This is a genomic window from Desulfocurvibacter africanus subsp. africanus DSM 2603, from assembly GCF_000422545.1.
In the GTDB taxonomy this organism is placed as follows: domain Bacteria; phylum Desulfobacterota; class Desulfovibrionia; order Desulfovibrionales; family Desulfovibrionaceae; genus Desulfocurvibacter; species Desulfocurvibacter africanus.
Map to the genome: position 1 here is coordinate 1 of NZ_AULZ01000025.1, position 20101 is coordinate 20101.

The 20101-nt window shown below is 62.5% G+C and carries 19 protein-coding genes; 12 read left to right on the forward strand and 7 right to left on the reverse strand.

Annotation, left to right across the window (positions count from 1 at the left end; genetic code table 11):
* Positions 1-80: 80 nt before the first annotated feature.
* The 4 genes from tgt (at position 81) to H585_RS0115465 (ending at position 2809) form a co-directional block, all read left to right on the forward strand.
* Positions 81-1229, forward strand: a complete 1149-nt coding sequence (tgt, locus tag H585_RS0115450) for a tRNA guanosine(34) transglycosylase Tgt (RefSeq protein ID WP_027368484.1) — start codon at positions 81-83, stop codon at positions 1227-1229.
* Positions 1226-1654 (forward strand): GNAT family N-acetyltransferase, encoded by a 429-nt coding sequence (locus tag H585_RS0115455; protein WP_027368485.1) that lies wholly within the window; start codon positions 1226-1228, stop codon positions 1652-1654. Before tgt ends, H585_RS0115455 begins: the two co-directional genes overlap by 4 nt.
* Before the next feature lie 10 nt (positions 1655-1664).
* Positions 1665-2240: a DUF2179 domain-containing protein gene (locus H585_RS0115460; RefSeq protein WP_005984407.1), complete on the forward strand. Its 576-nt coding sequence runs from the start codon at positions 1665-1667 to the stop codon at positions 2238-2240.
* Positions 2241-2374: 134 nt separating this feature from the next.
* Positions 2375-2809 (forward strand): universal stress protein, encoded by a 435-nt coding sequence (locus tag H585_RS0115465; RefSeq protein ID WP_027368486.1) that lies wholly within the window; start codon positions 2375-2377, stop codon positions 2807-2809.
* A gap of 136 nt (positions 2810-2945) precedes the next feature.
* Here H585_RS0115465 and H585_RS24040 read toward each other — a convergent pair whose 3' ends face one another.
* Positions 2946-3083 (reverse strand): hypothetical protein, encoded by a 138-nt coding sequence (locus tag H585_RS24040; protein WP_463668994.1) that lies wholly within the window; start codon positions 3081-3083, stop codon positions 2946-2948.
* A gap of 345 nt (positions 3084-3428) precedes the next feature.
* Here H585_RS24040 and H585_RS0115475 point away from each other — a divergent pair, with 345 nt between their 5' ends.
* From H585_RS0115475 to H585_RS0115505, 7 genes are all read left to right on the forward strand, one after another.
* Positions 3429-4700: an efflux RND transporter periplasmic adaptor subunit gene (locus H585_RS0115475; RefSeq protein ID WP_027368488.1), complete on the forward strand. Its 1272-nt coding sequence runs from the start codon at positions 3429-3431 to the stop codon at positions 4698-4700.
* A gap of 12 nt (positions 4701-4712) precedes the next feature.
* Positions 4713-5411, forward strand: coding sequence for an ABC transporter ATP-binding protein (locus tag H585_RS0115480; protein ID WP_034628264.1), 699 nt, complete (start codon positions 4713-4715; stop codon positions 5409-5411).
* Positions 5389-6543 carry an ABC transporter permease gene (locus H585_RS0115485; protein ID WP_014261644.1) on the forward strand — a complete coding sequence of 385 codons (1155 nt, stop codon included), beginning with the start codon at positions 5389-5391 and terminating at the stop codon, positions 6541-6543. The genes H585_RS0115480 and H585_RS0115485 overlap by 23 nt, the downstream gene beginning before the upstream one ends.
* Complete coding sequence (locus H585_RS0115490) at positions 6544-7707, forward strand: ABC transporter permease (protein WP_014261643.1); 1164 nt, start codon at positions 6544-6546, stop codon at positions 7705-7707.
* Positions 7708-7835: 128 nt separating this feature from the next.
* Positions 7836-8759, forward strand: a complete 924-nt coding sequence (locus H585_RS0115495; protein WP_027368489.1) for a zinc dependent phospholipase C family protein — start codon at positions 7836-7838, stop codon at positions 8757-8759.
* Positions 8760-8874: 115 nt separating this feature from the next.
* Positions 8875-9234 (forward strand): PilZ domain-containing protein, encoded by a 360-nt coding sequence (locus H585_RS0115500; RefSeq protein ID WP_027368490.1) that lies wholly within the window; start codon positions 8875-8877, stop codon positions 9232-9234.
* A 59-nt stretch (positions 9235-9293) separates the two neighbouring features.
* Entirely contained in the window at positions 9294-11369 is a 2076-nt protein-coding gene (locus tag H585_RS0115505; RefSeq protein WP_027368491.1) for a thioredoxin domain-containing protein, read from the forward strand.
* A 98-nt stretch (positions 11370-11467) separates the two neighbouring features.
* Here the strand turns inward: H585_RS0115505 and H585_RS0115510 are convergent, their stop codons facing one another.
* Positions 11468-11686 (reverse strand): hypothetical protein, encoded by a 219-nt coding sequence (locus tag H585_RS0115510; protein ID WP_027368492.1) that lies wholly within the window; start codon positions 11684-11686, stop codon positions 11468-11470.
* A gap of 348 nt (positions 11687-12034) precedes the next feature.
* Positions 12035-12652, reverse strand: coding sequence for an HPF/RaiA family ribosome-associated protein (locus H585_RS0115515; RefSeq protein WP_027368493.1), 618 nt, complete (start codon positions 12650-12652; stop codon positions 12035-12037).
* Between the two features lie 498 nt (positions 12653-13150).
* Here H585_RS0115515 and H585_RS0115520 point away from each other — a divergent pair, with 498 nt between their 5' ends.
* A complete protein-coding gene (locus H585_RS0115520) occupies positions 13151-15271 on the forward strand; it encodes a methyl-accepting chemotaxis protein (RefSeq protein WP_027368494.1) in 2121 nt (706 codons plus the stop codon).
* Between the two features lie 107 nt (positions 15272-15378).
* Here H585_RS0115520 and H585_RS0115525 read toward each other — a convergent pair whose 3' ends face one another.
* Genes H585_RS0115525 through gcvH form a run of 4 tightly spaced genes read right to left on the reverse strand, consistent with a single transcriptional unit; the run spans position 15379 to position 19929 of the window.
* Positions 15379-16737 (reverse strand): dihydrolipoyl dehydrogenase family protein, encoded by a 1359-nt coding sequence (locus H585_RS0115525; RefSeq protein ID WP_027368495.1) that lies wholly within the window; start codon positions 16735-16737, stop codon positions 15379-15381.
* On the reverse strand, positions 16727-18178 hold the full coding sequence (gene gcvPB, locus H585_RS0115530; RefSeq protein ID WP_014261635.1) for an aminomethyl-transferring glycine dehydrogenase subunit GcvPB: 1452 nt from the start codon (positions 18176-18178) through the stop codon (positions 16727-16729). Before gcvPB ends, H585_RS0115525 begins: the two co-directional genes overlap by 11 nt.
* The gene (gcvPA, locus tag H585_RS0115535; protein ID WP_027368496.1) at positions 18175-19506 is read right to left on the reverse strand and encodes an aminomethyl-transferring glycine dehydrogenase subunit GcvPA; all 1332 of its coding nucleotides are present in this window, start codon (positions 19504-19506) and stop codon (positions 18175-18177) included. The genes gcvPB and gcvPA overlap by 4 nt, the downstream gene beginning before the upstream one ends.
* Before the next feature lie 48 nt (positions 19507-19554).
* Positions 19555-19929 carry a glycine cleavage system protein GcvH gene (gcvH, locus tag H585_RS0115540; protein WP_027368497.1) on the reverse strand — a complete coding sequence of 125 codons (375 nt, stop codon included), beginning with the start codon at positions 19927-19929 and terminating at the stop codon, positions 19555-19557.
* Positions 19930-20101: the final 172 nt, after the last annotated feature.

Below are 20101 nucleotides of genomic sequence, written 5' to 3' on the forward strand. Positions count from 1 at the left end.
GGAAGGGATGGGGGTCCGGGGGAAGGGAAACCCCTCTTGCAAGAGGGGTTTCCCTTCCCCCGGCCGCCGGAGGCAAATCAATGAATCAACCAGGCACATTCACTCTTAGGGCCACCGACGGCCAGGCCCGCCGCGCGTCCCTCGTGACCGCCCACGGCGTTATCGAGACACCGGTGTTCATGCCCGTGGGCACTGTAGGCAGCGTCAAGGCCGTCTCGCCCGAGGACCTCAAGGCCGTGGGCGCACAGATCATCCTGGGCAACACGTACCACCTCTACCTGCGCCCCGGCGACGAGCTGGTGGCCAGGATGGGCGGATTGCACCGCTTCGCGCGCTGGGACCGGCCCATCCTGACCGACTCGGGCGGCTTCCAGGTCTTCAGCCTTTCGGGGCTGCGCAAGATCACGGAACAGGGCGTGGAGTTCCAGTCGCATCTCGACGGTTCCAGGCACTTCTTCTCGCCCGAGAAAGTCGTATCCATCCAGAAGAACCTCGGTTCGGACATCATGATGGTCCTGGACGAGTGCGTGGCCTGGGGTCAGGACCGCGACTACACGGCCAAGTCGCTGGAGTTGACCACGCGCTGGGCGCGGCGCAGCCGCGAGGCCTACCCGCGCGGTTCGGGCGGCCAGATCATGTTCGGCATCGTGCAGGGCGGTTTTCACGAAGATCTGCGCGAGGAGAGCTTGGCCCAGCTGTCGGAGATCGACTTCGAGGGATTCGCCATAGGCGGGCTGTCCGTGGGCGAGTCGCCCGAGGAGATGCGCCGCCAACTCTACCATATCGGTCCCAAGCTGCCGGCGCACAAGCCGCGCTATCTCATGGGCGTGGGTGCGCCCATGGACATCCTTGACGGCATCATGGCCGGCATCGACATGTTCGACTGCGTGCTGCCCACGCGCAACGCGCGAAACGGCACGCTGTACACGAGCCAGGGCAAGGTGAACATCAAGCGCGCCGAATACCGCGAGGACGAACGGCCCCTGGACTCCAATTGCAACTGCTACACCTGCCGGACCTTTTCGCGGGCCTATCTGCGCCACCTGTACGTAACCCGCGAGCTGCTGTCCTACCGGCTCAACACCATCCACAACCTGGCATTCTTCCTGGACCTGGCCGCGGGCGCGCGCAAGGCCATCGAGGATGGGCGTTTCATGGCTTTTCGGCAGCAGTACGCGGACGTGTACGGCGAGCCGGGCAAGCAGGAGATGGAGGCGCAACAGTCGTGAAAATTCGGCCCTACACGCCGGAGGATGCGCAGGAGGTGCTGCGCATCTGGTACGATGCCTCGCTTATTTCCCACGACTTCGTGCCCGCGGAGTTCTGGGAGGCGGAGCGCGAGAACATCATCACCATTTATGTCCCCCTGGCCGAAACCTGGGTAGCCGAGGAGGCGGGCAGGGTGGTAGGCTTCATGGCGCTCATCCAGCACGTGCTGGGTGGGTTGTTCGTGGACCCGGCCCATCAGGGCCGAGGCATAGGCACGGCCCTGGTGACGTTCGCCAAGGCTCGCAAGGGGCCGCTGGAGGTGGATGTGTTCACGCAGAACGCAGGGGCCAGGAGCTTCTACGAGAAGCGCGGCTTCCGGCTGCGCAATGAGACCATCCACGGACCCACGGGTTGCCCGCAGTTGACCATGGTCATGGACCAGTAGGGAGAATGGGATGGATTTCGGGCTCGACTTGGCCACCCTGTTGACGGGTTTGGCCATCTTCTGCCTGCGCATCTGCGACGTGAGCCTGGGCACGGTGCGCACCATCAGCACGGTGCACGGCCGCACCAAGGTGGCCTTCTTCCTGGGCCTGGTGGAGATCACCATCTGGATCACGGTCATCTCCACGGTGGTCAGCAAGATCGCGGACAAGCCCATCCTGGGTCTGTTCTACGCCGTGGGCTTCTCCACGGGCAACGTGGTGGGCATAATGCTCGAACGCAAACTGGCCCTGGGCACGATGATCATCCGCGTCATCACTCCGGGCGAGAGCGGGCTGCTCACGGCCGAGCGGTTGCGCAACGCTGGCCATGCCGTGACGGTGTATCACGGCGAGGGCATGGCCGGGCCGGTGCTGACCCTATACATTGCCTGCCGCCGCCGCGACGTGGACCGCATCCTGGCCCAGGTCCGCGCCACGGACCCCAAGGCCTTCTACATCACGGAACAGGCCGGCAGCGTGAGCAAGATCTACCGGCCCACCATGCAGCCGTCCACGGGCTGGCGCGCAATCCTCAAGAAGAAATAGCTTCGGCCTGCCTTGTCTGCCCCGCGCAACGGGCTGGCGGCGAGAGGAAATGAATCCGCCGCCTTGCCCTAGGCGTGCCTTTGAGTGATAAGTAAAGACAGGAAGCATACTGCGTGCAACGGCAGGGGGTGGGCATGTTCACGCGCATTCTCGTCGCTTTAAAGTACAACGACACGGGCAGGCATGCCTTGAGTGTGGCCGCCGAGTTGGCCAGAATCCACGGCGCGGAGCTTATAGCCTTCCATGCCCTCGACTACCGGCTGTTGGCCGAGGGCGTGTCGGCGGCCGAGCGCGACCAGGCCTGCGACGCGGCCCATCGGCGCTTTGAGCAGGAATTCGGCCCGATCTTCCGGGAAGGCGGCACCAGCGACTTTGTCTGCCTGCCCGCGGACCCTGCCATGGCCGTGTGCCGCCTGGCCCGCGAGCGCAAGGCGGACCTCATCGTCCTCGGCTGCCACCAGCGCGGGCAGGGCTCTGGCCTGTCGCGCATGGACTACACGGGCATGACCATCATGGACAAGGCGCCTTGCCCGGTGCTGCTGGTGCCGTACAGCGACCAGCCGGCTTAGAGCATTTTGCTTTTGAAAATGCTCTGCTAGCCATGCGTCGGCATGGCTAGCCGCCGCGTAGGCGTAGGCGCAATTTACTTGCGCCGTCAACGCCGGAGCGGGCGTCTTAAAAGCAATCTGCTTTAGGGTCGAGCAGCTACCAGCTGACCGAGCGCATGATCTTTTGCACCCACAGGGAGTTCTCGACAGTCAGAAACAGGACGACGCTGAGGGCGATGAAGGTCAGCCAAAGCAGAGTGCGCGTCAGCCAGGGGACTTCGCGGCGCTTCTTCATCAGTTTCTTGCATTCCTTGCAATAGTGGCGGGAAACTTCAATGGGGTTTCCGCACTTGGGGCACGTCGTGAGAATATCGTTCATTGCGGTTCGAGCCTTTGATTCGTGTATGGATTGCGTGGGAGCTGATTCGCGGCGGCTGATCGGCAGGAGCCTCCGCTGGGGCCATGAGAAATCTTTTTCCTTCGTTTGTAAACAGCCCGAAAGGAATTTTTCCCTGGAACGCCCTGGAACAGAGAGGCGCTACGCGAATTCCTGCGGGCTAAGGACGCATTCCTTGTTCAATACCGCCTGCATATCTGCTATGGTCCGCCGAATTGTCATGGCGTAACCAGGTGGTAATGGATGAGAGACGAAAGCGGACAGCGGCAAGCCCCTGCTGGAGCGGGCACGGCGGGCCAACCTGCGAGGGCGGACCTTTCACACCTGTCCATCGGCAAGACGGCCCAACCTTTCCGGCGTGGTTCACGGAGAAAGCTCGTCGTCATTGTACTTCTGATACTGGCGCTCGGCGTTGCCGCGCTGTTCCTGACGGGAGTCTTTAATCCGGCGATCCCCGTGCACCTGGTCAGCGTAAGCAAGGTTTTCCCTTCCCAGTCCTTCACCGTGCTTAACGCCAGCGGCTATGTCGTGGCCCAGACCAAGGCCTCGGTGGCCTCCAAGATCACGGGCCTGCTGGTGAAGCTGAACGTGGAGGAGGGCCACAAAGTGCGCGAGGGCCAGGTGCTGGCCGTGCTGGAGAATGCCGACTACAGGGCCACCCTGGCGAGGGTCGAGGCGGCTCAGGCCGCGGCCCGGTTCGCCCTGCGGCAGGCCGAGGCCGATTTGTACAATGCACGGCTCATATATGAGCGCAACAGCCGGCTGGTGAAGCGCGGAGTCATATCCCAGCAGGAGTTCGATACCTCCGATGCGCGCTTCCGGCAGGTCAGGGCCGCGGTGTCGGTCGCCCGCGCTCAGATACGCGTTGCCGACGCCGCGGTGCTCGAAGCCAAGGTCAACCTCGACTACACATACATTCGCGCGCCCTTCGACGCAGTGGTGCTGACCAAGAACGCGGATATCGGCGACATCATAACGCCCATAGGCGCGGCACAGCAGGCCCAGGCCTCGGTGGTGACCATCGCGGACATGGATTCGCTCATGGTCGAGGCAGACGTGTCCGAATCAAGCATCGCAAAGGTCAAGGTGGGCCAGCCGGCCGAGATTCAGCTCGACGCCCTGCCAGACGAGCGTTTTCCGGGCCGGGTGCACATGATCGTGCCCACGGCCGACCGCAGTAAGGCCTCGGTGCAGGTCAAGGTGGCTTTTATGGAGCGCGACCCGCGCGTGCTCCCTGAGATGAGCGCCAAGGCGGCCTTCCTGTCCAGGGCGGTACGGCCCGACGAGCGCGAGCCCGTGGTGGCCGTGCCAGGAACGGCCGTAGTCGAGGTCGATGGCCGGGCCGCGGTTTTCGTGGCCCAGGACGACCGTGCGCGGTTGACCTCCATCGAAACGGGACGGACCTTCGGTGATCTTGTGGAGGTGCGCGCGGGTTTGTCCACGGAACAGCGCGTAATCCTGGAGCCTGGCGAAGGGCTGGAGGACGGAGCCAAGATCATGCCCCAGGAGAAGTAATCCGTGCATGCCATGCCGAAGGACATCATCGTCTCCGTGGAGCACGTCTTCAAGTCCTACCGCCGGGGCAGCCAGACCGTGCCGGTGCTGGAAGACATCACCCTGGCCATCGGCCGGGGCGAGTACCTGGCGCTCATGGGCCCCTCGGGCTCTGGCAAGTCAACGCTGCTCAACCTCATCGCCGGCCTGGACCGCCCGAACTCCGGGGCCATCATGGTGGAGGGCGTGGACATCACCAGTCTGCAGGAGTCGGACCTGGCGCATTGGCGCGCCGGGAGCGTGGGCTTCATTTTCCAGTTCTACAATCTCATTCCGGTGCTCACGGCCTTTGAGAACGTCGAGTTGCCGCTGCTGCTCACCAGGCTGTCCAAGCGCGAGCGGCGGGAACACGTGCTCACGGCTCTGTCTCTGGTGGATCTGGCGGACCGCATGGACCACTATCCCCGGCAGCTTTCGGGCGGACAGCAGCAACGCGTGGCCATCGCCAGGGCGGTGGTCACGGACCCGGCCCTGCTGGTGGCCGACGAGCCCACGGGCGACCTGGACAGGAAGTCCGCCGCGGCCGTGCTCGATCTCATGGACCAGCTCAACCAGGAACTGGGCAAGACGATCATTCTGGTCACCCACGATCCATCGGCGGCCAAGCGGGCAAGACGGCTGCAGTTCCTGGACAAGGGCGTGCTCAGCGATGCTCCTCAAGATACTCTTTAGGAACGCGCTACGGCACCGTCTGCGCAGCACGCTGACCGTGATCGGCGTGGCGGTGGCCATCCTGGCTTTCGGGCTTCTGCGCACGGTGGTCGATGCCTGGTACGCGGGCGTGGAGGCTTCCTCCAGCACGAGACTCGTCACGCGCAATGCGATCTCCCTGATATTCCCCATGCCCCTGTCCTACTACGAGCGCATAAGGCGCGTGGAGAACGTGGAGATCGTCTCCTACGGAAACTGGTTCGGCGCGTACTACAAGGAAGAAAAGAATTTCTTCGCCAACTTCGCGGTGCAGGCAGAAACCTATCTGCAAATCTATCCGGAGTTCGTGATTACCGAGGAGCAGAAGCACGACTTCCTGGCCGACCGCAAGGGCGCGCTGGTCGGCGCCAAGCTGGCCGAACGCTTCGGTTGGCGCGTGGGCGACACGGTCACGCTCATCGGCACCATTTTCCCGGGCAATTGGGAGTTTACCATCCGGGCTCTGTACCGGGGCCGGACGCGGAGCGTGGACGAGTTCCAGTTCCTCTTTCATTGGGACTACCTGAACGAAACTCTCAAGGAATCCATGCCCGACCGCGCCGACCAGGTGGGCTTTTTCTTCGAGGACGTGGAGACCCCCGAGTTCGCCGCGGCCACGGCCCGGGCCATCGACTCGCAATTCAAGAATTCCATGGCCGAGACGCTCACCGAGACGGAGAAAGCCTTTCAGATGGGCTTCGTGGCCATGAGCGAAGCCATCCTCATGATCATCCAGCTCGTATCCCTGGTGGTCATATTCATCATTCTGGCCGTGGCGGCGAATACCATGGCCATGAGCGTGCGCGAGCGCATGCGCGAGTACGCGGTGCTCAAGACGCTTGGCTTCGGCGGCCTGTGGCTGGCCACGCTCGTGCTGGGCGAGTCCATGCTCATCGCTGCCGCGGGTGGTCTCCTGGGTATCGCGCTGACCTTCCCGGCAGCGGCGGCCTTTAGGGAAGCCGTGGGCCAGTTTTTCCCCGTGTTCGTGGTCACGCGCCAGACAGTGCTGCTGGACGCCCTGGCGGCCCTGTCCGTGGGCCTGCTCGCGGCGGCGTTTCCGCTATGGACCGCTTTGCGAGTGCGCATCGCCGACGGTTTGCGGAGGATAGGCTAGGTGCGGCTGCTGCTTTTTTACAGCCTGCGCAACCTGCTCGCGCGGCGCATGACCACCGTGCTGACCGCCGGCGGCATGGCCCTGGTGGTCTTCGTCTTCGCGGCCATGCTCATGCTCGCCGCGGGCCTGGAGCAAACCCTGGTGGACACGGGTTCAATCGAGAACGCCGTGGTTCTGCGCAGGTCCTCGGAAACCGAGGTGCAGAGCTCCATCGAGCGCAGGGAAGCGGCAATCGCGGAGGTCCAGCCGGAAGTGGCCTTGGGCGACGACGGCAGGCCTTTGGCGGCCCGCGAGTCCGTCGTGCTGTTCACCCTGGAAAAGCGTAACGGCTCGCCGGCCAACGTGACCATCCGCGGCATCGACGAGCCCTCTCTGGCCCTGCGGCCTCAGGTGCGCTTGGTGGCCGGGCGGCCGCTGCGCTTCGGAGCCCAGGAGGTCATGGTCGGCGACAAGGTTGCCGGAAGCTACGCCTCGGCGGGGTTGGGCGACTCGCTGCGCCTCGCCCAGCGCGACTGGCGGGTGGTGGGAGTTTTCGATGCCGGCAACACCGCCTTCTCCTCCGAGATATGGGGCGATGCGGACCAGCTCATGCAGGCCTTTCGTCGTCAGGCTTATTCCGTGGTTGTCCTTGGCCTGCGCGACCCTGCCGGGCTGGACGCGCTCAAGGCCCGGCTGGAGGCCGATCCCAGGCTGCAGGTGGAGGTATTGCGCGAAGATGTCTATTACCGTGAGCAGTCCGAGATGATGGCCACGTTCCTGCGCATCCTGGGCATCGCCCTGACCGCCATCTTCTCCACGGGCGCAGTGGTGGGCGCCATGATCACCATGTACGCGGCCGTGGCCAACAGGGTGGGGGAGATCGGCACTCTGCGCGCCCTGGGCTTCGGCCGGGGCATCATCCTGACCGCCTTCCTGCTGGAGTCGGTCTTTCTGGGATTGCTGGGCGGGCTGGTCGGTTTGCTGGCGGCCTCGCTGCTTACGGTCATTGACGTATCCACCACTAATTTCCAGACCTTTTCGGAGTTGGCCTTTTCCTTCACCTTGGGCCTGGATACGATCCTGCAGGCCTTGGGCTTTTCCGTGTTCATGGGCTTTGTCGGAGGTGCGCTTCCAGCTTACAGGGCCGCGCGCATGGAAATACTGACTGCCTTACGTGAAGCTTGAGGCCCGTTTCTTGCTCTCTACCGGCCAAATGCAAGGCAGGGAATTGTTCCTGGACAAATCCGCAAGGCGCGTTACTCTTTCCACGTAGTTGTGGCAGCGGACACGACAGACATTTCCCGCGGAGTACGATGATCCCCAAAATCCTCTCTCTTCTTTTGGCTTTCCTGGCCGCATGGTTGCTCATGCCCGGTGATGCCCTGGCATGGGGTCCCGGCGTGCATATCGCCATCGGCAATGGCGTGCTCGGCGCGCTCAAGCTCATCGCCCCCTCCATTGCCCAGCTCCTGGCCGAGCATGGGCGGTCTTTCCTTTACGGCTGCGTGAGCGCGGACATTTTCATCGGCAAAGGCTCCGCCTTCAAGCCGGGCCACAGCCACAACTGGCGGACGGGGTTCGACCTGCTGCGCTCGGTGCGGCGGCCCGAACTCAGGGCCTATGCCTACGGCTACCTTACGCACCTTGCCGCGGACACCGTGGCCCACAATTACTTCGTACCCAATCTCCTGGGCACGCTGCCGCTCAGCGGCCGCCTTGGCCACGTTTATCTTGAAATGCAGGCCGACAGGCGGGTGAGCTGGTGCTCGGACCAGGCCATGGACATTTTCGATCTGCCGCTCAATGCAGCGGACCGCTCGCTGCTTCTGTCCATGGAACGCAATCCTTTGCCTTTCAAGATAAAGAAGCACCTGTACCGCAGCAGCCTCGTCTTCTGCAGCCAAAAGACCTTGCGCAGCTCCCTGAGCTTCGTGGACAACCATCTGGCCTGCACTCTGGGTCGCGAGTATCTGGGCGGCATGCTCGACCTGAGCGCCCGGGTGGTCCTGGACTTCCTGCGCGATCCGGAATTCTCGCCGGCTCTGGCCCTTGACCCCATCGGCAGTGACAACCTGGCGCGCGCGGGCCGCTTCCGGCGAAGGCAGAACATACTCTTCCGGCACAAGGGCTTCAGGCCCGTCTTTCCCGTGGATGCCGGCCTGCTCAAGCTGCCGGCCGCAGCCGGTATTCCCTGCTCATTTCCGCACGACCAGGCGATGTTTCGGGCCGTGTGCTGAGTGCGTCCCATTTTTCGGGACACTCTTCTAAAAGCCGCGCGAATGGAGTACCCTCACCGACAGAGTTGTGTCTTGTCCGCCATATGGCTTCCCTTTATATCCGGAGGTCTGCCGCATGACTGACGAAAAGAGACGTTTTCATCGCAGAAAACCTCAACATTACGAGTATGTGCTCTTTTCCACCGAGGAAGGGCAGAGGATGCTGTGCCCGTTGGAGGATCTGAGCGCCGGGGGCATGCGCATCGGCTGCTCGGGCGAGGCGGTGGCGAGATTGACCCCGAAGCTGCCGATATCCATTGACGATTGTCCGCAGAATCTGCGAAACGTGCTGCGCCGCATGCGCGGCGAAATTGTCTGGGCCATGGACGGCTCGCGCGGCGTCAGCTTTTACGATGATCTGTGCGTGACCAACCAGGAGCTGCACGCGCTCCTGGACGAGCCAAAGGCGCTGCCCTGGGCCGACTGGCCCGAGTAGGGCCAAGCTTCCGGCCCGTGTAGCCGGGCCACGCACAGCAACACGAGCCCGGAGGGCACATGGCCAAACACACGAACCGACTGGTCGGGGAGAAGAGCCCCTATCTGCTGCAGCACGCACACAATCCCGTGGATTGGCATCCGTGGGGCGAGGAGGCTTTCCGAACGGCGACCGAGCAGGACAAGCCGGTCTTTCTGTCCATCGGCTATTCCACCTGCCACTGGTGCCATGTCATGGAGCGCGAATCCTTCGAGGACGATGAAGTCGCGAAGCTGCTGAATGAAGCTTTCGTATGCATCAAGGTTGACCGCGAGGAGCGGCCGGACATCGACAATGTCTACATGACCGTGTGCCAGATGATGACCGGCCACGGAGGCTGGCCATTGACCGTGCTCATGACTCCGGACAAGAAGCCCTTCTTCTCCGGGACGTATTTCCCCAAGTCCAGCCTGGCAGGCCGGATGGGGCTTATGGAGCTGGTGCCCAAGGTGCAGGATTTGTGGCGCACCAGGCGAGAGGATCTGGTCCAATCCGCGGACAAGGTCACGGAAGCGCTGCGCGGCCTGGAGCGTCCTGCCGTGGGCGGCGAACTGGGGGACAGCGTGCTGTTCAAGGCCGAGCGGCAGCTTTCGGAGCGCTTCGACGAGGCTTTCGGCGGTTTTGGCGGGGCGCCCAAGTTCCCCACTCCGCACAACCTGTTGCTGTTGCTGCGCATGTTCCGACGCACCGGAAATGCCCGCAACCTTGCAATGGTCGAGAAGACCCTCACGGCAATGCGCCGGGGCGGCATCTATGATCACCTGGGCTACGGCTTCCACCGCTACTCAACGGATCAGCGCTGGCTGCTGCCACATTTCGAGAAGATGCTCTATGATCAGGCCCAGTTGCTCATGGCCTACGTAGAGGCCTACCAGCTGACGCGCAAGCCGATCTACAAGCGCACGGCCCAAGAAATCGTCGAATACGTGCGCCGAGACCTGCAGCATCCCGAAGGGCCTTTCTACAGTGCCGAGGATGCCGACAGCGAAGGCGAAGAGGGCAAGTTCTACGTCTGGTCGGAAAAAGAGATCCGTTCGGTGCTGGGCAAGAAGGCCGATCCGTTCATTCGCGCATACGACATCCTGCCCGAAGGCAACTTCCTGGATGAAGCCACCCACCGCCGTACCGGCGCCAACGTGCTGCACCTGCAGCGCCCCCTGGATATTCTGGCGAAAGAACTGGGCATGAGCGAATTGGAGTTGGAAACCACCCTGGCGGACCAGCGCCGGCTGCTTTTCCATGTGCGCGAGCGGCGCGTACGGCCGCTACGCGACGACAAGGTGCTGACGGATTGGAACGGGCTGATGATCGCCGCCCTGTCCATGGCGGCCAAGGCCCTGGATGAGGAGCTGTTCGTGCGAGCGGCGACCGCTGCCGCGGATTTCATCCTTTCGCGTATGCGCAAGGATGGCCGGCTTCTGCACCGTTTCCGCGACGGCGAGGTGGCCATAGAGGCGACGCTCACGGACTATGCCTTTCTGATATGGGGGCTTGTGGAACTGTACGAAGCCGGCCTGGATTCCCGTCACCTGGAGGCTGCGCTTGATCTGACCGAGATCATGAACAAGCAGTTCTGGGACCCGAAGGACGGTGGCTACTATTTCACCGCAGAATCGGCCGAGCAGTTGCTGGTGCGCCAAAAGGACCTGTTCGACGGCGCCATTCCCTCGGGAAATTCCGTGGCCATGCACGTGCTGCTCAAGCTTTCTCGGCTGACCGGGCGGCCGAACCTGGCCAATCGCGCGGCGGCCGTGGCTCGCTCGGCGGCACGGCAGGCGACCGAGCACCCCGTGGGTTTTACCCAGCTCCTGTGCGGCGTGGATTTCTCCATCGGCCCATCGGCCGAGGTGGTCATTGTCGGTAAGCGTAACGCGCCTGAGACGCGAGCCATGCTTCGCAAGCTGCACGCTTCGTATATCCCCAACAAGGTGCTCCTGTTGCGTGAAGAGGGTGACGAGCGCATGCCTGCCTTGGCCCCGTTCACGGCGGAGTTGGTCATGCAGGACGGCAAGGCCACGGCCTATGTGTGTCGTGGATTCTCCTGCGAGCTTCCAGTCACCGAACCGCAGGCCATGATGGAATTACTTGAATACTGAGCGCGATCCTGCGCCCAAGATAAAATCGCCCGCCCGGCAGCCTGCCTGGCGGGCGATTTTTTTATCGTAAGGGGTTGTCCGGATGATGGCGGAGGGCTTCAGCGACAGATTGACCGATACTGGCAAAGAAACTCGTGGAGGTTTTTGCAAACCTCGCAGAAACGTTCGAGCTTGTCCTCCACCTCGGGCGGCATGACGCAATCTGATTGCAGCAGATGTCGAAAATCCTCCTCCGATGCGCTTTCAGCCCACTCAAGCACTTCGTAGGAGACATCCTTTATGCACAGAAATGTGGATACGAATTCAAGTTTGTCCATTGCCGCCTCCATGCGGACAGTGCAGCATCGCTCGATTTGGCCAATTGTGGCTGAGTGCATGTTTCAGCGTCAAAAAATATGTTCTATTGGGTTGGAGACAAGGCTAGGCTGATACAGCATGGGTGATTTGCTGTAAATGATTAAATAGAATTTGCGTAATGCTTGAAAGAAAAAAGCGGCAGGACCTATCTGTGTTTGGTCCTGCCGCCTATCACTGCAGTTTAGAGCATTTTGCTTTTGAAAATGCTCTGCAAGCCATGCGTCGGCATGGCTTGCCGCTAGCTTCGGCGCAGGCGCAATTCACTTGCGCCGTCAACGCCGGAGCGGGCGTCTTAAAAGCAATCTGCTCTAGGATTTCCAGCCCAATGGCTTTTGCATCTCCGCCTGTTCCGGCGGAACATGGCTCGTCTTGTGCTCAATTACGCGCACGGTGCTCGCCTGCAGCCCCTCGTCTCCCTCAGTGGCTTCATAAGCAACTCCGGTGCCTATTTCCAACGTGTCGAAGTTCGCGTTGAGCAGGCTGTTGCGGTGGAAGTAGATGTCCTGCCCGTCAACGGTACGAATGAAGCCGTAATCCTGATCGGTAAAAAGCCTGTGCACAAAGGCGTTGGTCTGCTGTTCGGGGTGGAGTTTGGTCTTTCCCTTCTGCTGCGTGGCAAGCTCGCGCACTTGGCGATTCGCCGCATCGAAGGCTTCGCGTATCAGTGGGGGCAGATCCTCATGGAGTTTGGCCACTACGCCCTTGCGGTCCGCCGTGAGCGTATGCCCCGGCGGCACGAGCATGTTGATATGCACGCGGTAGATGTTTCCGGTTCGCTGCTGTTTCTGGTCCAATGCCACGACAACCCTGCAGCTGATCAGGTGCGGGCAGGCCTTCTCAAGCTTGGCGGCCTTCCTGCGGATCAGGTCATCGATGAAGTCGTTTTTGTCCACTTCGCGGTAGGTTACTTCCAGGGGCACTTGCATCCTGTCTCTCCTCGCGTTGCGGTTGCCCAAGGCGTGAGGCTGGAAACGGCTTTTGCCTCATTCTCCTTGTAGAGAATACCGCGCTGGTGCGTCAAGCCGGACAGCAGCGAAGCGAATGGGTAGGCTGATGACTGAATGGTCAGTCAAACATGAGGACCGATTAGGTCATCGCATTGACATGTTCATATGGTATTTGGAAATAAATATAGCAAATAATAAGAATAAATACTTGGCTGAAATTGCAGTATTCGGGGCCTGGACATGTTTTCGTAAGTTGATATAAGCGTGCCTGTAGCCAAAGTTAGTAATGTATTCAGTAGATCTGAATACATATTCAAGATGGTTCGTTCCGCAAGAGGCATACGCTTATGGAATGTCCTTGCATATGCTGTTCGCCATATCGATAGAAAGATGCACAGAGGGTAAGGCAGACAAGGCTGGCAGGGTCATGGGCACCAATCTGGCTCGCACAAGGCAAGCTTTTCGGAGGTGGAGGCAATGTTCAAGGATATGCGTTTAGGCCTGAAGATTGGCGGAGGTTTCGGGATCATCCTTCTGCTGGCGCTGGCCGTCGGTCTCGTGGGCTGGCGGGGGCTTACATATGTGGCCGACAGGGCCGGCAAGGCCAACGACATGAACCTTGTCGTCAGCAACACATATGCCATGCGCATGGATGTTCTGTACTATATGAATGAGCATTCGGATGAGCGCGTGGCTTCGTTCGAGAAGAATATTGCCGCGGTGCGCAGCGTGGCCTTGGCTTCCAGGGAAAAATACACCCAGGCCGCTAACCAGGCGCGCATTGACCAGATCCTGGCCTCCATCGGAGCTTACGAAACGGCTTTCTTTAAGTATGTCGCGGCGCAGAAGACCAAGGAACAGAATCTGGCGGGCATGCTTAAAATGGCGGCGGAACTGGAAGGCGCTGTTGTGGATCTTGGAGCAACTCTGTCGCAACAGGCGCACGGCAAGGCCCAGGTCGATAACGGCACGGTCAACGCCTTGAGCGCTGCCTCGGAAATCCATATCGCATTCTTGAACAGTCGGGGCCTGGCCAAGGACTATATCGCCAATGAACGGCAGGCTGATGCCGCCGCATGCCAGGATACTATCCTGGCTCTGATCGACAAGGCCGATCGGTTGTCTGCTCAGCTCCAGGGAGGGCAGCAGGCTGCTTTGCGCAAGGTGCTCGCAGCGGCCCGCAACTACAGGGACGGCCTGGTGGCCTATGCGGCTGCGGTCGACGCTCAGACAGGCGAGTTCAATGCAATGGTCGCGGCCGCCCGCAAAGCCATCGGGGATTGCGAATCCTTCAGGGTGGAACAGGAAGAGCGCATGGCAGCCGAGATCGTCTCCTCGCGCACCATGCTCATGGCGGGCGTGATTGCCGCCCTGCTGCTTGGCGTGGCCTTCGCCGTGTTTATCACCCGTATCATCACGCTGGCCCTGAACAAGGGTGTGAACTTCGCCGCCGAGGTTGCCCAAGGCAGGTTGGACACCAATCTGGCCATCGAGCAGCGCGACGAAATCGGCAAGCTGGCCGACTCATTGCGCGGCATGGTCGGCAAGCTGCGCGAAGTGGTCGGCGAGGTTGTCGCCGCCAGCGAAAATGTTGCAGGCGGCAGCGAGGAGCTGGCGACCTCGGCTGAAATGATTTCTCAGGGCGCCACGGAGCAGGCCGCGAGCATCGAGGAAATATCCGCAGGCACGGAGGAGATATCCTCCAGCATCGAGGAGATATCCGCCAGCATTGAGGAGGTCTCCGCCAGCATGGAGCAGATGTCCGCCAACATCCGCCAGAACACCGAGAACGCCCGCGTGACCGAGCAGACGGCCGTCAAGTCGGCCGAAAACGCGCGCAAGGGCGGCCAGGCCGTGGCCGAGACGGTGCGGGCCATGAAGGACATCGCCCAGAAGATATCCATTATTGAGGAGATCGCCCGCCAGACGAATCTGCTGGCCCTCAACGCGGCGATTGAAGCCGCACGGGCCGGAGAGCATGGCAAAGGCTTCGCCGTGGTGGCCGCGGAAGTGCGCAAGCTGGCCGAACGGAGCGGAACGGCCGCGGCGGAGATTCGCGACCTGTCGGGTGGCAGCGTGGCCGTGGCCGAGGATGCCGGCCGCATGCTGGAGCTGATGGTTCCGGACATTCAGCGCACGGCAGAGCTGGTGCAGGAAATATCCGCAGCCAGCCGGGAGCAGGATGCCGGCGCCGAACAGGTCAACACGGCCGTCCAGCAACTGGACAAGACCATCCAGCAGCTCAACGGGGCCATCCAGCAGCTCAGTGGAGCCATCCAGCAGCTCGACACGGTCATCCAGCAAAATGCCTCGGCCGCCGAGGAAATGGCCTCCACATCCGAGGAACTCTCCAGCCAGGCAGAGCAGCTCCAGTCCACCATCAGCTTCTTCAGCCTGGGCGGCAACGGCGCGGGTATTGGCAGCGGCATTGTGCGCAAGTCTAATCAAATCAAGGTCCAGGCCGCGATGGCCTCGCCCCAGAAAGGCGGCAACGGCAAGTCCGCGCCGCGCCCGCTGGAAAAGGCCAAAGCAGCCAAGCCGAACGGTGTCCTGGTGCGCCTGAACGAGGATAAGGATGAGGAATTCGAGCGCTTCTAGCAGCCTGCGCAAATAGGATAGCATAATGAAGGGCCTCTGGAGTAATTCTCCAGAGGCCCTTCATTCATAATACTAACAGATGAAGAACAGAGAAAAGCGGGTGAAGCCTACGCAGGTACGCGTTCCGCGCGCAGCGCTTCCATGAGCGCCTCGTCCACTGAAGGGTGCGGGAACACGGTGCGTTCAACTTCCCTGGCTGTCCAGCCTTCGCGAACCATGACCGCGGCCAGGGTGACCAGGTGGGAAACGCCGTGGCCCACGCCGCAAGCGCCCACGACAGTATCTCCGGACCAGACGATCTTGACGAATCCACTGGTGGCCCCATGGGCCTGGGCAATGGGGTTGGCCACGAGTTGGAAGCGGGAGATCAGGGCCTCCTTGCCTTCGGCCTTGAGCTCGTGGGCCATGCGGCCCGCGCGCATGGTTTCGGGCGAGCCGTAAATGCACGAGGGCACCACGCCGGGATCAAAGGGCTTGCGGGTCCGGCCGGCGGCCAGGCGCGCCACGTAGCGTCCCTGGGTCTCGGCAGCGTGGGCCAGCATGAAGCGGCCGTTCACGTCGCCGACGGCGAAGACCGTGGGCGCGGCGCGCAGGAATGTATCGGTCGCCACGAAGCCTTGCGCTGTGGTGCGACAGCCGGCTGTCTCCAGACCAAGCCCATCACTCACGGGCTTACGGCCCACGGCCACCAGGGCCTTCTCGGCGCTGATGAGATCGCCGCTGCCCAGGGTCACTTCGGCCCGATCCTCCTTGGCGCTCAGGCCGCGCACTTTCGTGCCGGTCAGAATGTTCCAGCCCTTGCGCCGGAAGATCTTGCCAAGCTCGACGCTGACTTCCGGGTCTTCCTGGGGCGCAAGCCGCTCGGCCGCGTCGATGACCGTTATGGACGTGCCCAGGCGGTGGAAGACTTGGCCAAGCTCCAGGCCGATGTAGCCGCCGCCGATGATCATGAGCGAGCGGGGCGGCCTGCCCTGATCCAGTAGATGATCCGAATTGAGGATAGTCTTGCCGTCGGGCTCCAGGCCAGGCACGGCCAGAGGCTGACCGCCCGTGGCCAGCACGGCGTGACGGAACTCAACGCGCTGCTCGCCGTCGGCTTGGACCAGCGCTACGTTCGGGCCGGTAAGCCGGGCCTCGCCCATGAGCAAGGTCACGCCCAGTTGCTGGAGCTTGACCATCATGCCCTTGCGTGTGGCCGAGAGGATCTTGCTCTTGCGCGTCTGCAGCGCGCCAAAGTCCACCTTGACCTCGCCCGTGGCAAGCTTGAGCCGGGCCTGGGCGTCCAGTTCGTCGACAGCGGCCGTGGCGCCCAAGAAGAGCTTGGTGGGAATGCAGCCCACGTTGAGGCAGGTCCCGCCCAACACGTTCTTCTCGGCCAGCACGACCTTGAGGCCGAGCCCGACGGCTTCAAGGGCCGCGGCATACCCGCCCGGCCCCGAACCAATGATGAACAGGTCACATATCATCGGTCAGCACCATGCCTCTGGCGGCCAGGGTTTCGTCCAGGCGCGTCACGGGCAAGGTTGTGGGAGCGGCCTGCACCGATGCCGGGTCGGACTCGGCGCGGGTCAGTATCTCGATGAGATCATCCACGAAGCGGTCCAGGGTTTCCTTGGACTCGGTCTCCGTGGGCTCGACCATGATGCATTCCTTGACGATGAGCGGGAAGTAGATGGTCGGCGCGTGAGTGCCCTTGTCCAGCAGGGCCTTGGCGATATCAAGGGCGCGCACGCCCTTCGCGGCCTGCTGCACGGCCGAAGCCACGAACTCGTGCATGCACGTGCGGTTGTAGGGGATCTCCAGGTAGTCTTCCAGCCGCTTGCGCAGGTAATTAGCCGACAGCACGGCGTTCTCGGACACGCGGATGAGTCCTTCGCGGCCCAGGCGCAGCATGTAGGCGTAGGCTTTCAGCACTACGCCGAAGTTGCCGTAGAAAGGGGCCACGTAACCGATGGACTTGGGATAGTCATAGTCCAGGAAGTACTGGCCGTCCTCCAGCTTCACCACGCGCGAGATGGGCAGATAGTCCAGGAGGCGCTGGGACACGCCCACAGGGCCGGAGCCGGGGCCGCCGCCGCCGTGCGGAGTGCCGAAGGTCTTGTGCAGGTTGAGGTGCACCACGTCGAAGCCCGCGTCGCCCACGCGCATCTTGCCCATGATGGCGTTGAGGTTCGCGCCGTCGTAGTAGAGCAGGGCGTCCACTTCCTTGAGCGCGGCCACGATCTCGGGCAGGTGCCGCTCGAACAGGCCCAAGGTGTTGGGACAGGTCATCATGAGCGCGGCAACCTCATCGTCCAGGGCGGCGCGCAGCACCGCCGGGTCCACGATGCCGTCCTTGGACTCGATGGTCACCACCTCGTAGCCGGCGAGGGCCGCCGAGGCCGGGTTGGTGCCGTGGGCCGAGTCGGGGCAGATGATCTTGGTCTTCTTGTTGCCCTTGTCGCGGTGATAGGCCGCGATGAGCATGACGCCGGTCAACTCGCCGTGAGCGCCCGCCATGGGATGCAGGGTGAAGCCGGCCATGCCGGTGATCTCGCACAGCAACCGCTCGGATTCGTGCATGACTTCCAGGGCGCCCTGGCAGAAGCGTCCCGCGCCCTTGAGCTGCGGCAGCACCGGGTGCAGCCCGGCGAAACCCGGCAGGGCGGCCACGTACTCCGTGAACTTGGGGTTGTACTTCATGGTGCAGGAGCCAAGAGGGTAGAAGTTGGAATCCACCCCAAAGTTCTTGCGCGACAGCTCCGTGAAGTGACGCACGGTGTCCAGCTCGCTCAGGTCGGGCAGGCCCGTGGTCCCGGCCCCTCCACGCAGCAGGGCCGGATCGATATAGGCGCTCACGTCCTGGGCCGGCTGCTCGGGCCACACTCCTTCGCGGCCGGGCCGGGATTTGGCGAACACGGTCTTCATAGGATGCCTCCCAACAGCTCGGCCATGACGCCGATCTCCTCGCGCGTGCGGCGCTCGGTGACGGCCACCAGCAGCACGTCGTCCATTCCTTGGTAGTAGCGACCCAGTGGGAATCCGGGCACGAAGCCCTTGGCGCTGAGCTTGTCGATGGCCTCCAGGGCGCTCATGGGCAGCCTTATGGCGAACTCGTTGCCGAAGGAGCCCTTGTTGAGCAGCGTCACGCCGGGCAGCTCCGTGAGACGCTTGGCCGCGTAATGCGCACGCTCCACGCACAGGGCAGCCGTGCGCCGCAAGCCTTCGTCGCCCAGCAGGCACATGTGCACCAGGGCGCGCATGGCGCACAGAGCCTGGTTGGAGCAGATGTTCGAGGTGGCCTTCTGGCGGCGGATGTGCTGCTCGCGGGCCTGCAGGGTCAGCACGTAGCCCGTGCGGCCCTTGGTGTCCTTGGTGCGGCCCACGATGCGGCCGGGCATCTGACGCACCATGTCTTTGGTGCAGGTCATGATGCCCAGGTAGGGGCCGCCGAAGCTCATGGGCATGCCCAGGCTCTGGCCCTCGGCCACGGCGACGTCCGCGCCCATGGCCCCGGGCGTCTTGAGGATGGCCTGCATGACCGGGTAGGCCGACACTATGGACAGGGCTTTTTTGGACTTGGCGTGGGCGAACAAGTCCGTGCAGTCCTCGATGGAGCCGAAGAAGTTCGGGTTCTGCACGATGACCGCGGCGGTCTTTTCATCCACGGCGGCCTTGAGGGCCTCGATGTCCGTCTCGGCTCCCCGACCCGGCACGTTCACGAACTCCAGGTTCAGGTTGCACGTGTACGAGGCGAGCATGGTGCGGTAGATGGGGTTGACCGTGCCCGAGACCACTACCCGCGTGCGCTTGGTGGCGCGCACGGCCATCATGATGGCCTCGAACAGGGCCGTGCCGCCGTCGTACACGCTGGCGTTGGCGCAATCCATGCCCAGAAGCCTGGTCACGGCGGTCTGGTACTCGAAGATGGCCTGCAGTGTGCCCTGGCTGGCTTCGGGCTGATAAGGCGTGTAGGCGGTGTAGAACTCTCCACGGGAAGTCAGGGCGTCCACGGCGTGCGGGATGTAATGGTCATACACGCCGGCGCCGATGAAACAGACCAGGTCGGACCGGTTTCTGGCCGACAGGTGCTCCATGTGCTTGACCACGGCCATCTCGCTACGGCCTTTGGGCAGATCGAAGCGCTTGGGCCGCATGTCCGGGCCGATCTCGGTGAAAAGGTCCTCCACCGAGGCGGCGCCGATGACCGCGAGCATCTCGCGCACGTCTTCGGGCGTATGGGGAATATAGGGCATCGTATGCTCCTGGTGCTCCGGAATGCTCCTGGAATGGGCCGGCGAAGCCTAGTGGCCTACGGCGACCTGGGCGTATGCGTCAGCGTCGAGCAGGCCTTGGGGCTGGCTCGAAAGCTCGATGCGGATCATCCAGCCTTTCCCGTACGGGTCCTGGTTGACGAGCTCCGGGGACGCGGCCAATTCTTCGTTCACGGCCACGACTTTGCCGGAAACAGGAGCGTACAGCTCGCTGGCGGCCTTGACCGATTCCACCGAGCCCATCTCCTTGCCGGCCTCCACGTTGGCGCCCACGGCGGGCAGTTCCACGAAGGTCAGGTCGCCCAGTTGCTCTTGGGCGAAGTGGGTGATGCCAACGACGGCTTCTCCGCCCTCGATGCGAGCCCATTCATGGCTTTGGCTGTAAAGCAGTTCCTTGGGAATCATGAGCTATCTCCTGCTGGTATTGAACGGGTCTGCGGGCGCAACGAGCGCGCCGTGAAGGACCTTGCTGTAACCCCTGGTCCGAAAAGGGGCAAGAGCTGCCTGGACCTTGATTTGGCCGCCGCTAGCAGGTAAGCGGTGCTGGCGATCCGACAGATCCTTGCCAGGCTTTCGA

Excerpts from the sequence above, each read along its gene's own strand:
- H585_RS0115475 (WP_027368488.1), top strand. The coding sequence starts at position 3,429 with ATGAGAGACGAAAGCGGACAGCGGCAAGCCCCTGCTGGAGCGGGCACG.
- H585_RS0115465 (WP_027368486.1), top strand. The coding sequence starts at position 2,375 with ATGTTCACGCGCATTCTCGTCGCTTTAAAGTACAACGACACGGGCAGG.
- H585_RS0115500 (WP_027368490.1), top strand. The coding sequence starts at position 8,875 with ATGACTGACGAAAAGAGACGTTTTCATCGCAGAAAACCTCAACATTAC.
- H585_RS0115460 (WP_005984407.1), top strand. The coding sequence starts at position 1,665 with ATGGATTTCGGGCTCGACTTGGCCACCCTGTTGACGGGTTTGGCCATC.
- H585_RS24040 (WP_463668994.1), bottom strand. The coding sequence starts at position 3,083 with ATGAAGAAGCGCCGCGAAGTCCCCTGGCTGACGCGCACTCTGCTTTGG.
- H585_RS0115520 (WP_027368494.1), top strand. The coding sequence starts at position 13,151 with ATGTTCAAGGATATGCGTTTAGGCCTGAAGATTGGCGGAGGTTTCGGG.
- H585_RS0115505 (WP_027368491.1), top strand. The coding sequence starts at position 9,294 with ATGGCCAAACACACGAACCGACTGGTCGGGGAGAAGAGCCCCTATCTG.
- H585_RS0115485 (WP_014261644.1), top strand. The coding sequence starts at position 5,389 with ATGCTCCTCAAGATACTCTTTAGGAACGCGCTACGGCACCGTCTGCGC.
- gcvPA (WP_027368496.1), bottom strand. The coding sequence starts at position 19,506 with ATGCCCTATATTCCCCATACGCCCGAAGACGTGCGCGAGATGCTCGCG.
- gcvPB (WP_014261635.1), bottom strand. The coding sequence starts at position 18,178 with ATGAAGACCGTGTTCGCCAAATCCCGGCCCGGCCGCGAAGGAGTGTGG.
- H585_RS0115480 (WP_034628264.1), top strand. The coding sequence starts at position 4,713 with ATGCCGAAGGACATCATCGTCTCCGTGGAGCACGTCTTCAAGTCCTAC.
- H585_RS0115510 (WP_027368492.1), bottom strand. The coding sequence starts at position 11,686 with ATGGACAAACTTGAATTCGTATCCACATTTCTGTGCATAAAGGATGTC.
- tgt (WP_027368484.1), top strand. The coding sequence starts at position 81 with ATGAATCAACCAGGCACATTCACTCTTAGGGCCACCGACGGCCAGGCC.
- H585_RS0115515 (WP_027368493.1), bottom strand. The coding sequence starts at position 12,652 with ATGCAAGTGCCCCTGGAAGTAACCTACCGCGAAGTGGACAAAAACGAC.
- H585_RS0115495 (WP_027368489.1), top strand. The coding sequence starts at position 7,836 with ATGATCCCCAAAATCCTCTCTCTTCTTTTGGCTTTCCTGGCCGCATGG.
- gcvH (WP_027368497.1), bottom strand. The coding sequence starts at position 19,929 with ATGATTCCCAAGGAACTGCTTTACAGCCAAAGCCATGAATGGGCTCGC.
- H585_RS0115525 (WP_027368495.1), bottom strand. The coding sequence starts at position 16,737 with ATGATATGTGACCTGTTCATCATTGGTTCGGGGCCGGGCGGGTATGCC.